At 59.8% G+C, this 15,438-nt stretch carries 16 protein-coding genes; 10 read left to right on the forward strand and 6 right to left on the reverse strand.

Annotated elements, in window-relative coordinates; all coding sequences use genetic code 11:
- Positions 1–31: 31 nt before the first annotated feature.
- Positions 32–1,504 carry a leucyl aminopeptidase gene (locus Q1A52_RS15525; RefSeq protein WP_300017235.1) on the forward strand — a complete coding sequence of 491 codons (1,473 nt, stop codon included), beginning with the start codon at positions 32–34 and terminating at the stop codon, positions 1,502–1,504.
- Positions 1,505–1,508: 4 nt separating this feature from the next.
- Positions 1,509–1,967: a DNA polymerase III subunit chi gene (locus tag Q1A52_RS15530; protein WP_300017238.1), complete on the forward strand. Its 459-nt coding sequence runs from the start codon at positions 1,509–1,511 to the stop codon at positions 1,965–1,967.
- A 37-nt stretch (positions 1,968–2,004) separates the two neighbouring features.
- Here the strand turns inward: Q1A52_RS15530 and Q1A52_RS15535 are convergent, their stop codons facing one another.
- The 3 genes from Q1A52_RS15535 to Q1A52_RS15545 all read right to left on the reverse strand — a co-directional run bounded on the left by Q1A52_RS15535 (position 2,005) and on the right by Q1A52_RS15545 (position 5,188).
- Positions 2,005–2,586 carry a TIGR02281 family clan AA aspartic protease gene (locus tag Q1A52_RS15535; protein WP_300017241.1) on the reverse strand — a complete coding sequence of 194 codons (582 nt, stop codon included), beginning with the start codon at positions 2,584–2,586 and terminating at the stop codon, positions 2,005–2,007.
- A gap of 51 nt (positions 2,587–2,637) precedes the next feature.
- A complete protein-coding gene (locus Q1A52_RS15540) occupies positions 2,638–3,264 on the reverse strand; it encodes a MarC family protein (RefSeq protein WP_300017344.1) in 627 nt (208 codons plus the stop codon).
- A 61-nt stretch (positions 3,265–3,325) separates the two neighbouring features.
- Entirely contained in the window at positions 3,326–5,188 is a 1,863-nt protein-coding gene (locus tag Q1A52_RS15545) for an ABC-F family ATP-binding cassette domain-containing protein (protein ID WP_300017244.1), read from the reverse strand.
- A gap of 132 nt (positions 5,189–5,320) precedes the next feature.
- On the opposite strand from Q1A52_RS15545, the gene ndk reads away from it, so the two are divergent.
- The gene (gene ndk / locus Q1A52_RS15550; RefSeq protein ID WP_195820374.1) at positions 5,321–5,743 is read left to right on the forward strand and encodes a nucleoside-diphosphate kinase; all 423 of its coding nucleotides are present in this window, start codon (positions 5,321–5,323) and stop codon (positions 5,741–5,743) included.
- Positions 5,744–5,802: 59 nt separating this feature from the next.
- Here ndk and Q1A52_RS15555 read toward each other — a convergent pair whose 3' ends face one another.
- Both Q1A52_RS15555 and Q1A52_RS15560 read right to left on the reverse strand, forming a co-directional pair.
- Complete coding sequence (locus Q1A52_RS15555) at positions 5,803–6,129, reverse strand: TfoX/Sxy family protein (RefSeq protein ID WP_300017247.1); 327 nt, start codon at positions 6,127–6,129, stop codon at positions 5,803–5,805.
- Positions 6,130–6,495: 366 nt separating this feature from the next.
- Positions 6,496–7,173 (reverse strand): hypothetical protein, encoded by a 678-nt coding sequence (locus tag Q1A52_RS15560; RefSeq protein ID WP_300017250.1) that lies wholly within the window; start codon positions 7,171–7,173, stop codon positions 6,496–6,498.
- A gap of 247 nt (positions 7,174–7,420) precedes the next feature.
- Here Q1A52_RS15560 and Q1A52_RS15565 point away from each other — a divergent pair, with 247 nt between their 5' ends.
- From Q1A52_RS15565 to choV, 4 genes are all read left to right on the forward strand, one after another.
- Complete coding sequence (locus Q1A52_RS15565) at positions 7,421–10,663, forward strand: chemotaxis protein CheB (RefSeq protein ID WP_300017253.1); 3,243 nt, start codon at positions 7,421–7,423, stop codon at positions 10,661–10,663.
- 115 nt (positions 10,664–10,778) lie between these two features.
- On the forward strand, positions 10,779–11,705 hold the full coding sequence (locus Q1A52_RS15570; protein WP_300017256.1) for a choline ABC transporter substrate-binding protein: 927 nt from the start codon (positions 10,779–10,781) through the stop codon (positions 11,703–11,705).
- Positions 11,706–11,770: 65 nt separating this feature from the next.
- A complete protein-coding gene (gene choW, locus Q1A52_RS15575; protein WP_300017347.1) occupies positions 11,771–12,604 on the forward strand; it encodes a choline ABC transporter permease subunit in 834 nt (277 codons plus the stop codon).
- A complete protein-coding gene (gene choV, locus Q1A52_RS15580; protein ID WP_300017259.1) occupies positions 12,601–13,632 on the forward strand; it encodes a choline ABC transporter ATP-binding protein in 1,032 nt (343 codons plus the stop codon). Before choW ends, choV begins: the two co-directional genes overlap by 4 nt.
- A 7-nt stretch (positions 13,633–13,639) precedes the next feature.
- Here the strand turns inward: choV and Q1A52_RS15585 are convergent, their stop codons facing one another.
- Positions 13,640–14,029: a cytochrome c gene (locus tag Q1A52_RS15585; protein ID WP_300017262.1), complete on the reverse strand. Its 390-nt coding sequence runs from the start codon at positions 14,027–14,029 to the stop codon at positions 13,640–13,642.
- A 261-nt stretch (positions 14,030–14,290) separates the two neighbouring features.
- Here Q1A52_RS15585 and Q1A52_RS15590 point away from each other — a divergent pair, with 261 nt between their 5' ends.
- Genes Q1A52_RS15590 through Q1A52_RS15600 form a run of 3 tightly spaced genes read left to right on the forward strand, consistent with a single transcriptional unit; the run spans position 14,291 to position 15,207 of the window.
- Positions 14,291–14,581 (forward strand): hypothetical protein, encoded by a 291-nt coding sequence (locus tag Q1A52_RS15590; RefSeq protein ID WP_300017265.1) that lies wholly within the window; start codon positions 14,291–14,293, stop codon positions 14,579–14,581.
- A 39-nt stretch (positions 14,582–14,620) separates the two neighbouring features.
- Positions 14,621–14,917 carry a hypothetical protein gene (locus tag Q1A52_RS15595; protein ID WP_300017268.1) on the forward strand — a complete coding sequence of 99 codons (297 nt, stop codon included), beginning with the start codon at positions 14,621–14,623 and terminating at the stop codon, positions 14,915–14,917.
- A gap of 17 nt (positions 14,918–14,934) precedes the next feature.
- Positions 14,935–15,207 (forward strand): hypothetical protein, encoded by a 273-nt coding sequence (locus Q1A52_RS15600; RefSeq protein ID WP_300017271.1) that lies wholly within the window; start codon positions 14,935–14,937, stop codon positions 15,205–15,207.
- Positions 15,208–15,438: the final 231 nt, after the last annotated feature.

The following is a 15,438-nucleotide window of genomic DNA, read 5'->3' on the forward strand; positions in this document are numbered from 1 at the left end:
GTGGGGCACCTCATTCAGGAAAGGCTCCATCATGACCACGCCCACCGCCGTCAGCTTCAGCAAAACCGACATCGACCGCCTGTCAGATCATGCCGGTCGGATTGGATTGATCGTCGATGCCACGGGGCGTCTGGACGTGGCCGGACGGCGGGTGAACCGGCTGAGCAAGGGGGCGCTGAAACGCGCGCTTGAGGCACGTGTGGAAAAGGGTCTCAAGGAAGGCGACAGCTTGACGCTGGCCTATCCGACGGGGATGGCAGCGGAGGCGGTGGATGTGATCTGCCTGCCGCGCGGCGCCTCCGAGACGGCAGCGCGTGATGCAGGCGCGCTGTTCGGGCAGAAACGCGGCAAGGCGAATGTGCTGCTGGCCGTTGGGTCGGCGCGCCGGGCGGCGCATGTGGTGCAGGGAGCCGTGTTGCGGGATTACCAGTTCCGCGATCACAAAACCTCTGACGATGCGGCCGAAGGGACCATCGAGGTGATGTGCAACGATCCCGAGGCGGTCGAGGCGGCGGCAGCGCCATTGCTGGCGACCGTGGAAGGCACCTTCATGACCCGCGATCTGGTCAATGAGCCTGCCAATGTGTTGACCACGACGGAGTTTGCCAACCGGCTGGCGGAGATGACGGCGCTGGGTCTCAAGGTCGAAGTGCTGGAGGAAGACAAGCTGGAGGAGTTGGGCATGCGCACCTTGCTTGCGGTCGGCCAGGGCTCTGCCAGCCCCTCCAAGGTCGTTGTCATGCAGTGGAATGGCGGCGACGAAGATGACGCACCTCTCGCTCTGATCGGCAAGGGCGTTGTCTTTGATACCGGCGGCATCAGCCTGAAACCGGCGGCGGGCATGGAAGATATGACTATGGATATGGGCGGGGCTGGAACGGTTGCAGGCGTGATGCGGGCGCTGGCGCTGCGCAAGGCCCCGGCCAATGTCGTGGGGCTGGTGGGGCTGGTGGAAAACATGCCCTCCGGTACCGCGATCCGCCCCGGCGATGTGGTGAAGTCGATGAAGGGGGATACGGTTGAGATCCTCAACACCGATGCCGAGGGGCGCTTGGTGCTCTGTGATGTCATGTGGTACGCGCAGGAGCGGTTCGAGCCTGCCGGCATGATTGATCTGGCCACGCTGACGGGGGCGATCATCATCGGTCTGGGCCATGAGAACGCAGGTGTGTTTTCCAACGATGACACGCTGTGCAACGCTTTCCTGAAAGCCGCCGGTGCAGAGGCCGAAGGGGCGTGGCGCATGCCTTTGGGGCAGGCCTATGACGATATGCTGAAAAGCCCGATTGCGGATATGAAGAATATTGGCGGGCGTCCAGCGGGATCAATCACGGCGGCGCAGTATTTGCTGAGGTTTGTCAAAGAGGGCACGCCTTGGATTCATCTGGACATCGCCGGTGTTGCCTCATTGAAAACGGCGACAAAGCTTGCGCCCAAAGGGGCCACGGGCTGGGGTGTGCGCGCGCTCGATCGTCTGGTTGCGGATATGTTCGAGAAAGGCTGAGCGCTTGGGCACCGCACTCTTCTACCACCTGACCCGCCGCCCGATGGAGGAGACCCTGGCCATGCTGCTTGGCAAGGCCGGGGCGGCGGAGATGCGCGTGGTGGTGCGGGGCACCGACCTAGTGCGTCTGGGGTGGCTGGATGAAAAGCTCTGGCTTGGGGCGGACGACGGATTCTTGCCGCATGGGCTGGCCGGTGGGGCGCATGATGCTCATCAGCCGGTGCTGTTGACCACGGCCCAGGAGGCCGTGAATGGTGCGCGCTGTCTGATGAGCATTGATGGCGCGCCGGTGGAGGCCGAAGAGGTGGCGGCGATGGAGCGGGTTTGCGTCCTTTTTGACGGAAACGATCCCGCAGCGCTGGAGCATGCGCGCGGCCAGTGGAAATCTCTCAAGGACGCCGGTGCCGCTGCGCAATATTGGTCAGAAGAAAGCGGGCGCTGGGAGAAGAAGGCGGAGACCTGAGCAGCGGTGGCCTGAAAGCCCACCTTACCTGCTGGTGTCAGCGGGTCAGCGTCAACTCACCGCCGGTGATCTCGATCTTGCCCCAGCGCTGCAGGTAGGTCATGCCCAACAGGCTTTGCGACATCTCGCCGCCGTTGACCACGGCGGTGATATCCTCATCCGTGGCGGGTCCGATGGTGACGCTGTCCAGACGCACGGGCGCTGTGCGCACCTCACCATTGGCGGTCATCGCCCGGCTGGTGAAGTTCAGGCTGTCGGGGGCGAGACCTGCTGCTGCGGCATCCTCGCGGGTCAACACAAGCGTGGTGGCGCCGGTGTCGAGCACAAACTCGACGGGGGCACCGTTGACCTCTGCCGCGATATAGTAGTGGCCGTCGGGGCTGCGGGGAACGACGATTTTACCCTGATCGGCAAAGACGGTCTGTTGCGGGCGCACGGTTTGGCGGATGTCTTCCCACAGGCCAAAGGCGGCGATGGCGCCGAGGAAGATCAGCCCCCAGACCGCCGCCTGTTGCAGGAGCTTGTTCGTCGACAGCCGGTTTTGCGCAAAGAACCATGCACAGACCATCAGCCCGAGAAGGGCGAGATAGATCAATCTGCCGGTATCAAAGCTGTCCATGGGGTACTCCTGTCGCCTGTTGTCCTCAATATAGGCGTTCAGATCGGGAAATCAGCCTACTGTCGGACCGAAGCCAAAAGCGCTGAGCCCGTCGAGGACGAATTGCACGGAGAGCGCAGCGAGCAACATGCCAAGAAGCCGGGTCACCACCGTCACGCCGGTTTTGCCAAGCGCGCGTTCGATCATGCCGCTGGCCAGAAAGAAGCCCATGACAATGAGCATGACGATCCCGGTTGCGCCGAGCACCAGAGCCGCGCCTTCGACACCGGGTCGCTGGCCCATCAGCAGGATCACCGAGGCGATGGCGCCCGGTCCGGCGATCAGCGGGATGGCTAGCGGGAAAACCGAGGGGTCATCGCGATCCTCTTCCTGCTTGTCTTCCCGCCGCTTGGTACGACGTTCAAAGAGCATGTCGAGGGCGGTCAGAAAGAGCAGGATGCCCCCTGCCACGCGGAAGGCGGGCATGGAGATGCCGATGAAGGAGAGCAATGCCTCGCCGAAAGCCGCGAAGGCCAGCAGGATCAGGATGCCGATCAGGGTTGCGCGCAGCGCGATGCGCCGTCGGGCAGCGGTGGTCATGCCGTGGGTCAGCGCCACGAACAATGGGGCCAGACCAATCGGGTCGATGACGACGAACATGGTCACGAAGGCGGTGATGAAGAAAGCGGTATCCACTATTGCAAATGAATTGGGGCTTTGCCCCAAACCCCAGGATATTTCAGGCCAGAAGAAGCGGTGGTCATGCGGCCTGGGCTCTTTCGAGCTTTTCAAGCGCTGTCATCCAGAGGGTTTCGGCGCGGTTCAGCGCCTCCATCACCTCGGCGTATTTGCGGTTCCAGACTTCGAGTTCGCCCGCCTTGGCATCTTCATAGAGCGCGGGGTCAGCCAGTTTCTTGGCCAGCTTGTCGCGCATCTCGTTGAGTTTTTCGACGCGGGCTTCGGATTTGCGGGTCTCCGATTTCAGGGCGAGGATTTCGTCGCGGCTGGCGCGTTTTGCCTTGGGTGCTTCGAGTGGTTTTTTCGCCGATTTGCTGGTGGGCTTGACCGGGGTCAGCAGCATCTTGCGGTAGGCTTCCAGATCATCCTCGTAGGGTTTCACCGTGCCATCGGAGACCAGCCAGAGCCGGTCGGCCACCATCGACAGCAGGTGCATGTCGTGGCTGACGAGGATGACCGCGCCGGAATAGGCGGTCAGCGCTTCCACCAGCGCCTCGCGCGATTCAATGTCTAGGTGGTTGGTGGGTTCGTCGAGGATCAGCAGATGCGGGGCGTCCAGCGTGGCCAGCAGCAGGGAGAGCCGCGCCTTTTGCCCGCCCGAGAGCCTGCCCACCTCGGTTTCCGCCTGATCCGGGCCCAGCCCGAACCCGGCCATCTGTGCACGCAGCTTGGAATGCAACACGCCGGGGCGGGCGGAAATCATGTGCTGCAACGGCGTTTCGTTGATGTGCAGCTCATCCACCTGATGTTGGGCGAAAAACCCGATGCGCAGCTTGTTGGATTGCACCGATTTGCCGGACATCAGGGTCAGGCGGTTTGAAAGAAGTTTGGAGAGCGTGGATTTGCCCTGGCCGTTCTTGCCCAAGAGCGCGATGCGGTCGTCCTGATCGATGCGCAGGTTCAGCCGGCTGAGCACGGGCGTGTCGGTATAGCCGACCGAGCCGCCTTCGATGGAGATTATGGGTGGTGAGAGTTCTTCGGGTTCCGGGAAGGTAAAGACACGCTTGGCCACCTGTTCGGGGCTGGCGATCATATCCATCTTTTCGATCATTTTCAGGCGGGACTGGGCCTGTTTCGCCTTGGAGGCCTTGGCCTTGAACCGGTCTACGAAGGCCTGCATGTGGTCGCGGCGGGTCTGCTGTTTCTTGGCCATGGCGGCCTGGAGCGCGCGCTGTTCGGCCCGTTGGCGGGCGAATTGATCGTAGGGGCCCTGATAGAAGGTGAGCTTGCGGTCTTCGAGGTGCAGGATCGCGCCCACGGCCCGGTTCAGCAGGCCCCGGTCGTGGCTGATGATGATCACCGTGTGCGGGTACTTTGCCAGATAAGCTTCGAGCCAGAGCGCGCCTTCGAGATCAAGGTAATTGGTCGGCTCGTCCAGCAGCAGCAGGTCCGGTTGGGCAAAGAGCACGGCGGCAAGGGCCACGCGCATGCGCCAACCACCGGAAAAATCCGAACAGGGCATCTGTTGGTCCGCGGCGTCAAAGCCAAGGCCCTTGAGGATGCTGGCGGCGCGCGCCTCGGCGGACCAGGCATCGATATCGGCAAGCCGCGTCTGGATATCGGCGATGCGGCCCGGATCTGTTGCGGTCTCGGCTTCCATCAACAGGGCGGCGCGTTCGGTATCCGCCGCCAGTACCGTGTCGATGAGCGAGGTTGCCGAGGACGGAACCTCCTGCGCCACACCACCGATCCGAGCCCGGCTTGGCAGCGAGATATCGCCGCCATCCAGCCCAAGTTCTCCACGAATGATCTTGAAGAGAGTGGTCTTGCCCGCGCCATTGCGTCCCACCAGACCGACCTTGTGGCCCTCCGGGATAACGGCGCTCGCGCCTTCGAAAAGCGGGCGGCCTTCGACGGCATAGGTGATGTCGGAAATACGTAACATGGGCGCGGTGTGCCGCATCCCTTGGTCCGCGTCAATCGCCGCTTTTCATGGCTGATTGCCCGTGTTAGGTGGGCCGCGAAATTCAAGCGCGTCAGGGCATGGGCCTTGCGCGAAACATCACGGAGACTACTCATGGCCCTTGAGCGCACATTCTCGATCATCAAACCCGATGCCACCCGCCGCAACCTGACCGGCAAGATCAACGCCAAGTTCGAAGACGCCGGCCTGCGGATCGTTGCGCAAAAGCGTATCCACATGACCAAGGCACAGGCGGGTGTTTTCTATGCGGTGCATGCAGAGCGCCCGTTTTATGACGAGTTGTGTGAATTCATGGCCTCAGCGCCGGTTGTTGTGCAGGTGCTGGAAGGCGAAGGCGCCATTGCGAAGAACCGCGAAGTGATGGGGGCGACCAACCCCGCGGACGCAGCGCCCGGCACGATCCGCGCGGAGTTCGCCGAAAGCGTTGGCGAAAACTCGGTACACGGGTCGGATGCGCCTGAGACCGCCGCCGTTGAAATCGCGTACTTCTTCTCCGGTCTGGAACTGGTCGGCTAATCGCCACCGCAGGATGATTTTTGAGAGGGTCTTCCGCTGGGAGGCCCTTTTTTTGCGCCTCAGCCCGGACGCACGCCGATCTGATCCATCATTTGCTCAAATGCATCGAGGCCCGCGTCGAAGGACGACGCCTTGATCGCATCGAACCGTTTGCGCAGCGCTTTTTTCTCTTCGCCCTTGCAGTCGTTCCACGGGCGGTTCTGCAAGGCCATCACCAGTACGTAGTATCCGATGAAATGCGGCCTCAGGCCGGTTTTAATCATGCGTCTGTAGGCTTCGTCAGCGCCGAGATCGCGCAAGTCCTCGGCGGAATGAATGCCCGCAGCCTTGCAGGAGGCCTCATAGGCCGGGCCAAGATTGCGGATGGAGGACACAGGGATGGACATGGCGCCAGATTATGCCGTCACCGGGGTGTTTGTCACTTGGGAAAATGCTCTCAGAGGCTCGCGTAATCCGTAATGGGCGGCGGCGGGGGCGGCGGTTTCTTGGCGCCTTCGGACGTTGGCACGGGGGCAGGTTTCTGCGGTTCCTTGGTCATCTGTTCGGTCCTTTCGCATGAAGCGGAGGGGCCGCCTCGACACAAAGGGATACCGGGCTTTTCTGCCGGTCGCAGGGCACCGAAATGACCAGATCGTGGCTTTTAAGCGCGGATTTTCGCGAAAATATTCAGACTTTGACAATAAAAATGCGCCGCTGCACCGTGTGATGTCTGCAGAAAGACAAACAGCGGCCAATGCAAAACAAGTGACCAATCAGGAACGGGGTAGGGTGAGCGGTTTCGCTCGGTACTCCGGTTCCAGATAGACTTGGCTCGGCTGCGCATGACCGATGCCAGCATTAAAGATAAAGCGCTTGAGCAGTTCGGTCTGAAACTCGAATTCCCGCGCCCGTTCGGCGAACCCCTGTGGCAGGCGTTCGTTTGCCTCCACTTGGGCGTATTCCATGTCCCGGCACATGTTCAGAAGCGGCAGGCAGATGTCTGCCAGCACATTGGTGGCCAGCCGTTCCGCGTGATTGGAATAGGGTTCCTGAAAACCAATGTCAGGATGAAAAGCGTTGTTGAGCGCGCCCATGAATTCCTTGAACCGGACGATGGCGTTGCGCATCCCGTCCTTGATTTCCATGACCAGAACATGCGCGCCGGACAGGACAAGCCCCGGTACCTCAACAAGAAAATCGGGCAGAGACAGAACGTGTGCCCCATCCGGGATGGCGGACATGCACTTGCGCACCGAATGCGCCAGGTTTGCCACGAGAACCCGATCCAGTTCACTTGTTTCTTGAAAAGAAACCCGATTGCGAAACCCACGCCCCAGCACTTCACAGGACCGAACCGTGATGCTCTTGTCCTCCTTCACCGTCAGGTTCAGTGTCAGCACACGGTCGGACAAATCTGAGGGCAGCGGCACAACTCTATTGGGATCTGTCATCTTTTCTATCCATAAACTGCAATCAATTGGTCCAAGGTGCCTTAAATTCGGTAGGCAAGGGTAAACGCACCGTACGGTACCTGTTGCGCCACGGGTAGAGAAATATTACGCAACCCCCTATCTTAGGGTTGAATACATCACAGCAGAGTCACTAGGATTGCAACTATGGGTTGCCAAATTCAGGCTGTGCGCGGGTCAAGTCGGCGTGCACAACCTGTGATGGTTTTCGCGGTGGGGAGTAGAGAGCGTGGACGGGGCAGATACAGAAGAGTTAACAATTATCGGTATCGGCTCCTCGGCCGGCGGCCTGGAGGCAATTCGCGAACTTGTCGCCACTCTGCCTACGGATCTGCAGGTGGCCTATGTGGTCGTGCAGCATATGTCGCCGCACCATAAAAGCCTGATGACTGAGCTGGTCGCCCGTCAGACAAGTCTTGTCGTGCGGGATGTGGTCAACGGATCGGTGCCCGAGCCGAACGTTATCTATGTCACCCCGCCCAAAACGGATGTGGTCTACGAAAAGGGCAAGCTCAATCTGGTGGATCCAAGCCACGAGGTGGCCTCGCCCAAACCTTCCGTGGATCGCTTCCTTCTCAGCCTCGCCGACGAGCATGGCGAAAAGTCCATGGCAATCATCCTCTCGGGCACCGGCACCGATGGTGCCTACGGTGTACAGGCGATCCGCGAGGCCGGCGGCATCACCATTGCCCAGGATACCGAAAGTGCCAAGTACGACGGCATGCCCATGGCCGCCATGCAGACCGGTTGCGTTGATCTGGTGCTGCGGCCCTTTGAGATTGGCACCCATCTGCAGAAAATCCTGACCTCGCCGCGTGACTTCGATGCGTTTCGGCAGGAGGCGTCAGAAAAGAGCCCCTCCTCGGATCTGCTGCAGATCCTGCTGGCCCGCACGCGCGTTGATTTCCGCGAGTACAAGCAGACCACGATCAACCGCCGGATTGAGCGGCGCATGATTGCGCTGGGGATCGAAAGCCACGAGGAATACACCCAGTTCTGCCGGGTGAACCCGAACGCGGTGGATGCGCTTTTCAAGGATCTGCTGATTTCGGTCACCCGGTTTTTCAGGGACAAAAGCGAGTTCGAGGCCCTTAAGGAGCTGTTGCCAGCGCTCCTGAAGAAAAAGACCAATACGCCCTTCCGGGTGTGGATTGCAGGCTGCGCGACGGGCGAAGAGGCTTATTCCATTGCCATTCTGCTCTGCGAAGCTTTGGGCGGCGCGAAGGTCCAGCTCAAGGATCACGTCCAGATTTTTGCCACGGATATTGACAAGGACGCCCTCGAAGTTGCCCGCAAGGGCATCTACGGCATGGCTGCCCTGAACGATATTCCCAAAGAGTTGTCGGACCAGTACTTCATACAGCAAAACGATGGCATCCGGGTCATCGACTCGCTGCGCTCGGCGATCCTGTTTTCCGATCACAACGTGTGCCAGGACCCGCCTTTTCAGAAAGTCGACCTGCTGTGCTGCCGTAACCTGCTGATTTATTTTGGAAATGCACTGCAACACAAAGTCATGTCGCGGTTCCATTATGCGCTGACCGAAACCTCTTTGATGTTTCTTGGCACGGCAGAGACCGTGGCGGGCTCGGACGAGCTCTTTATTCAGGACAGCCAGTCCGCGCATATCTACCGGCGGCGGTCCATCCGGCGCTCCGAGCACACGCCGTTCTCCAACACGCGTAACATGCCCCAGTCGCGCAAGATCGCGCCTGCCACGGCGGCGGTGCCGACGCCGGGTCACTCTACCGACCGGCAGATGTTTGAAGCCCTTGCCCTGGCCCTTGGCAAGAACTCGGTGCTGGTCACGGATGAATACTCCATCGTGCGCATCTACGGGAACGTCAGTTCGTTCATTGAAATGAACGAAAGCAGCAACCTGAAAATGCACATCGACCTGCTGCGGCGGCCCTTCCGGGAAGAGGCCCGCAGCCTTGTGACGTTGGCCCTGAAAAATGGCGAGCATCGAACCGGTGTCCGCCATCTTTTGGCTGATGACGATGACGCTGAGATCCGGCTGGATGTCTATCCGATCATCGCGCGCGACATCAATGAGCGCGCGGCACTGATTGTTTTCAGTGAGATTCAGGTGGATCGCGCCAAGGGGTTCGATACGGATATCAAACCGGGTGGCGCGGCCTTTGAAAGTGATCGCATCCGGCTCCTTGAAGATGAAGTGGCCACGACACGTGAAGCGCTTCAGCAGACCATTGAGGAATTGGAGACCTCCAATGAGGAACTGCAGTCGCTGAACGAGGAGTTGCAGTCGACCAACGAGGAATTGCAGGCCACAAACGAAGAGTTGGAGACATCCAACGAAGAACTGCAATCGACCAACGAAGAACTGATCACTGTCAACGAGGAATTGCAGGTCACGGCGGCTGAGCTCAGCGGTCGGACGGGCGAGCTGATGTCCGTGCTTGAAACCGCGCCGCTGGCGATCATGGTTCTGGATACGGCGCTGCAAATTTCGCAGGCGACCAACGCGGCGGCAGAGATGTTTGGCCTGTCTCGCCCGGTCTCCAACCCGCATGTGAGCCAATGTGTGCTGCCGGAAAACTGCCCGTCCCTGGCACCGATCTGCAATGAAACGCTCAAGCTGGGGGAGCCGATTTCACGCGAGTTCACCTCCAGGGGATCCCGTTTCAAACTCACCTGTTCGCCATTCTTCGACATGCGCGGACAGATGAAGGGCTCCACCATGGTGGTGTCAGAATTCCCCGGATTGGCGCAGGAACTCGACCTGATCCTCGATCATGCGGAAATCTTCATGCTGAACCGGGCGACCGACGGGACGATCCTGCGGATCAGCCAGAAATCGGCGGGGATTCTGGGCACCACGCGGGAGGAGGCGGAAGGCCAGAATTTCTTCAAGCTGGCGACCAAGAAAACCGCCGATGCCGTCAAGGAGCGTGATAACGCGCTGATGAACAGCGCGTCGGGGAGCGAAAGCCATGTGCACGAGGTCGTCTCCAAGGACGACGGTCAAAAATACTGGATGAGCACCGAAAACTTCATCTTCGCGGATCCGTCACTGCCGAACTCTTCGATCTATTCGGTCGGGACGGATATCACGGATGTGGTGGATGCCCGTGACAAGGCAGAGGAAGCACTGACACATCTGCAACTGCTGCAGGATCTTGCCAAGGTCGGCTTCTGGGCGCTGGATATCGAAACCAAGGAGCTACACTGGTCTTCGGAAGTCTATCGCATTCACGGAGTAGATTCCGGAAAACCTGCGCCCAACCTGCAGGAGGCCCTTGAGTACTATCACCCCGATGACCGCGCGGCGGTCATAAAGGAGGTCGACCGCGTGGCCAAGAAAGGGGGGGATTTCCACTTTAAGCACAGGTTGATCAATAGCGACGGTGATACTGTGAATGTGGAGTCTTTCGGGCTGGCACGGGCGGATGCCTCAGGTGAGATCACCAAGATCATTGGCGTGTTCCGCGACCTGCCTCCGGACAGCTGAGAACCACACCTGGCTTTTCATACAACCAAGAGCCGCAGCAGGGTTCAGGGGTTTCGCCTTGACCCCCTGTTCCAACCTGCGCATGTATAAAGAAAAATCAGATGGGAGATCCGATATGACGCTCAAGACAACAGCAAGTGCGCTGGCTCTTTTTGCCATGACCGGCGTGGCGGCCGCCGACTGCACGCAAGTGACCTTTTCCGACGTCGGCTGGACCGATATCACCGCCACGACGGCCGCCACAACCGTCATCCTCGACGCGCTTGGCTATGAGACGGATATCAAGGTTCTTTCCGTTCCGGTGACATATACTTCCATGGCGCAGGGCGACGTCGATGTCTTTCTCGGCAACTGGATGCCCACGATGGAAGCGGATATCGCGCCCTACCGCGAGGCAGGCTCCGTGGACACCGTCCGTGAGAACCTTGCAGGCGCCAAATACACGCTGGCCGTGAACAAGGCGGCCACGGATATGGGCATCAAGGACTTTGCCGATATCGCCAAGCACGCGGATGCGCTGGACGGCCAGATTTACGGGATCGAGCCCGGCAATGACGGCAACCGCCTGATCCAATCCATGATCGACGCGGACGCCTTTGGTCTGAGCGAGTTTGAGGTCAAGGAAAGCTCAGAGCAGGGCATGCTGGCGCAGGTCGAGCGTCTGTCCAAGAAGGACGAGCCGATCGTTTTCCTCGGCTGGGAACCGCATCCGATGAATGCGAATTTCGACATGGGGTATCTGACCGGTGGCGATGATTTCTTTGGCCCCAATCTGGGCGGTGCCTCGGTCTATACCAACACCCGCGCGGGCTATGTGGGCGAATGTCCCAATGTGGGCGCGTTGCTCAACAACCTTGAATTCACGCTGGCCATGGAAAACGAGATCATGGGCGCGATCCTGAATGACGGCGAAGAACCTTCCGACGCCGCCAGCGCCTGGCTGACGGCCAACCCGGATGCCTTTGTCGCCTGGCTGGACGGTGTGACCACCGTGGATGGCGGGGACAGCGTCGCTGCGGTGAAATCGGCCCTCGGTCTGTGATCAAGACGCCCCGCACGACACATCGTGCGGGGCGATGACTTTTCCGGGGAAGGGTGCGTGTTTTGCTGGACTGGCTGACCGAGACGAAAATACCTGTTGGCAAGGGTGCAGCGGCGTTCTTTGACTGGTTACAGACCAACGGCGAGTGGTTCTTTGACGGGCTCGCGGTTGCGATGGAGGGGATGATCGACGCGATCCTCTGGGTGCTGCAGACGCCCCATCCCTTCGTCATCATCCTGGCCTTCGTCGCCCTCACCTGGGTGCTGCAACGCAGCTGGAAAGTCTGCCTTTTCGTCGCCTTGGGTTTCTTGTTCATCCTCAACCAGGATTACTGGGAGGAGATGACGGAGAGCATAACGCTAGTCCTGTCGGCTTGCGTGGTCTGCATGGCCGTTGGCGTGCCCATCGGCATTGCGGCCGCACACCGGCCGCGCCTGTTCCAAGCGATGCGCCCGGTGCTGGACCTGATGCAGACGCTGCCGACCTTCGTCTATCTTATTCCAGCCATTGTGTTTTTTGGGATCGGCATGGTGCCGGGCCTGATCGCCACGGTGATCTTCGTGGTGCCCGCCCCCATTCGTCTGACCCATCTGGGCATCAGCACGACACCGAAGCCGCTGCTGGAAGCGGCGGATGCCTTCGGCGCCACCCCGATGCAGAAACTGTGGAAGGTGGAGTTACCCTATGCCCTGCCGCAGATCATGGCGGGGCTGAACCAGACCATCATGCTGTCGCTGTCGATGGTGGTGATCGCCGCCCTTGTGGGTGCCGACGGTCTTGGGGTGCCGGTTGTGCGGGCGCTGAACCAGGTGAATACGGCGCTTGGATTTGAAAGCGGATTTATCATCGTGGTTGTGGCCATCATGCTGGACCGGATGCTGCGGGTGGATCGCAAATGACAACGGCTGTTGAATTCGACAACGTCTCCATCGTTTTTGGCGACGCGCCGGAAAAGGCCCTGCCGGACATGGACGCAGGCAAGTCCCGCGCCGAGATCCAGCAGGCGACCAATCAGGTGCTCGGCGTGCACAATTGTTCGCTCAGCGTGCCCGCCGGTGAAATCCTTGTCCTCATGGGGCTTTCGGGGTCGGGCAAATCCACACTGTTGCGGGCTGTGAACGGGCTGAACCCGGTGGTGCGCGGCGCGGTCCGCGTGCATGACGGCGACTGGTCCTGCGATGTCACCCATAGCTCGGCGCCGGATTTGCGGCGGGTCCGGCGCGAATGCGTGTCCATGGTCTTCCAGCAGTTCGGGCTGCTGCCCTGGCGCACGGTGCGCGAAAACGTGGGCCTCGGGCTGGAGCTGGCGGATGTGTCCAAGAAGGACCGTCTGGCCCGTGCCGACCGACAGTTAGACCTCGTGGGGCTCTCCGATTGGGCAGACCGCAAGGTCGGCGAGTTGTCCGGTGGGATGCAGCAGCGGGTGGGGCTCGCACGCGCGTTTGCAACCGATGCACCCATTCTGTTGATGGATGAGCCGTTTTCCGCGCTCGATCCGCTAATCCGTACCCGGCTGCAGGACGAATTGCTGGACCTGCAGCGCGATCTGCAGCGCACGATCATCTTTGTCAGCCACGACCTCGACGAGGCCTTCAAGCTGGGCGACCGGATTGCGATCATGGAAGGCGGGCGCATCGTGCAATGCGGCACGCCGCAGGAGATTTTCTCGCAGCCGGTGAATGATTACGTCGCGGATTTCGTGGCCCATATGAACCCGCTTGGCGTGCTGCGCGCCAGTGATGTGATGGAGCCCGCGAAAGCCGCACCCGAGCAGGCCGTGCCAGCGGATATGGAGGTCGAAACCGTCATGCGCATGCTGCTGGAAAACGATGGCCCCCTGGGTGTGGAGGATGACGGCGATCTGGTGGGGCAGGTTACCAAGCGGGGGGTGATCGCGCGCATTCTCGACCCGCGCGAAATACCCTGATCCATCGCTACTCCTGAATGGTGCGCAACCATGCGACCAGATCCGCCACGGGTTGGCTGGTCATGATCGGCTGCCCGGTTTGGGCAGAAATCGCCACGTCGTTGCCCTCAAAGAACCACCCGTAGACCGGCATGTCGCTGCCGTGGCTGACAAGAGGGTCCCGCCCGTCGATCCGTTTCACTACACGGTAAGTCGGGAAGGCCCCGTCCTCCTTTTGCGACAGCTTGGTAAGGTCGGCAGGCTGGACCAGCAGGACCGGCGACATAGGGCCATTTCCTCGCCCTTCGATGCCGTGGCAGGCCGCACAATGAAGACGAAACAACGTCTGACCTTCTCCTATGTCCTGTGCGTGGGCCTGTTGGCCGAGGCAAAGTGCTGCGAAAATCAAAAACCGCATGAATGGCTCCCCTGTTGATGCTTACGGCACCATAGAAGGCGGGCGCCTGGGGCGCGTTGATTTGAGTCAATCTGGTCTTGTGAATTCAGCTCGTGCTGGGCCTCGTCACCCAACAATGACCTTGGGGAACCTCTGTAAATTAAGGGTTACCCGAAGAACTGTGGTCGTACTCTCAATGGATACCGGCGTGGGACCTCTCTACGTGCCAACTCTAAGGCATATCAGGAGGACATCGCAGCTATCCGTAAGGCTTCCCGCCCGGTGGCAAAAGCCGAACACCTGATCAGCTACAGGACAACGGAACGGATCACCAAGGAAGTGGACGCCATGCTGTTCGAACTGCAAGGCCGCAGGAAGCGTTACAGATACAACAACGCAGCGGCCCAACAACTCGAGCATCTCGTAAAAGGTCCACTTGATCCGATGACCCAACTTCCGTTGTGGATCAAACTACTCAGGCTGACCAAGGAGCTACCGACTGACAGGCAAACCTTTATGGGTTTGGCTATGTCGATCCTCCGACAGGTGAGCACCTTCTCGGTCAAAAACTGACACCGCAAACAATCAACTAATCCAATCAAGGAAAACAATATGACCAATAACGAACTGGCGTTCCGCAGAACCCGGGAGCAACTTCACGAAACAATCAAACGCGTCGAAAGCGTCAATGTCTCGACTGCGCGGAGTGTAATCGCACTCCCGGACGGCAGTGTGCTTTCTCGCAGTGCAGGCACCTTCTCGTTCGACTTGTCAGATGCACTGGAAGTGTCACCGGGCGTTACAGCTTACGTGGGGGCGGTGACTGAGCTTGATCAGTTTGTGAAAGACGCCGCTTTGAACCGTCTGAACGATGAGATGACCGCTTTGACCGTTGCAATCGCGAACTGATGGAGAGGGGGCTCAAAATGCCACGACCCAAGGCCGTTCCGGCCACTGATATGAACTACTGGGAGATGGCCTGTTCCATCCTCGTGGGTCTGAGACAGGCCGTATCCAAGGCTCAGGCTGAGCACGGTGCAATCCGGGCCGCAAACCCGGGAAAGATGTTTGTAAGCGAAGCCAGCATCGCAGCAGATACCTGTGATGTACTTCGGGAAGCCGAGAGAGTACTGGACCGCGAATTGTCAAAGGTAGCCCGGTCATCGAGCCTGCCTTTCCCTGAGCAGGGCAACACATGATCGACGCAACAACTCAGCGTACACTCTACAGTATCCGCGAGAACCTCTCATCGACCCTCTCAAAGGTCCTGAGGGGGCCTTCTTCGTCCACCCGGCATGTGGCCATGAACAGCCGTGGCGAGGTCCTGAGTGGCCGCAGCGGTACGTGGTCGATTGAACCGCGCCGGTTTTTTCTGAGGCTGATTTGTCTTAGTTACGCGGCCATGTCTGATCTTTCCATAGCGGCGTAGA

This window comes from uncultured Roseobacter sp. (assembly GCF_947488185.1).
In the GTDB taxonomy this organism is placed as follows: domain Bacteria; phylum Pseudomonadota; class Alphaproteobacteria; order Rhodobacterales; family Rhodobacteraceae; genus Roseobacter.

Bases quoted from the DNA above. Each gene is read 5' to 3' on its own strand.
- Q1A52_RS15525 (WP_300017235.1), top strand. From the start codon at position 32: ATGACCACGCCCACCGCCGTCAGCTTCAGCAAAACCGACATCGACCGC.
- Q1A52_RS15535 (WP_300017241.1), bottom strand. From the start codon at position 2,586: ATGGACAGCTTTGATACCGGCAGATTGATCTATCTCGCCCTTCTCGGG.
- Q1A52_RS15545 (WP_300017244.1), bottom strand. From the start codon at position 5,188: ATGTTACGTATTTCCGACATCACCTATGCCGTCGAAGGCCGCCCGCTT.
- ndk (WP_195820374.1), top strand. From the start codon at position 5,321: ATGGCCCTTGAGCGCACATTCTCGATCATCAAACCCGATGCCACCCGC.
- Q1A52_RS15555 (WP_300017247.1), bottom strand. From the start codon at position 6,129: ATGTCCATCCCTGTGTCCTCCATCCGCAATCTTGGCCCGGCCTATGAG.
- Q1A52_RS15560 (WP_300017250.1), bottom strand. From the start codon at position 7,173: ATGACAGATCCCAATAGAGTTGTGCCGCTGCCCTCAGATTTGTCCGAC.
- Q1A52_RS15570 (WP_300017256.1), top strand. From the start codon at position 10,779: ATGACGCTCAAGACAACAGCAAGTGCGCTGGCTCTTTTTGCCATGACC.
- choV (WP_300017259.1), top strand. From the start codon at position 12,601: ATGACAACGGCTGTTGAATTCGACAACGTCTCCATCGTTTTTGGCGAC.
- Q1A52_RS15585 (WP_300017262.1), bottom strand. From the start codon at position 14,029: ATGCGGTTTTTGATTTTCGCAGCACTTTGCCTCGGCCAACAGGCCCAC.
- Q1A52_RS15595 (WP_300017268.1), top strand. From the start codon at position 14,621: ATGACCAATAACGAACTGGCGTTCCGCAGAACCCGGGAGCAACTTCAC.
- Q1A52_RS15600 (WP_300017271.1), top strand. From the start codon at position 14,935: ATGCCACGACCCAAGGCCGTTCCGGCCACTGATATGAACTACTGGGAG.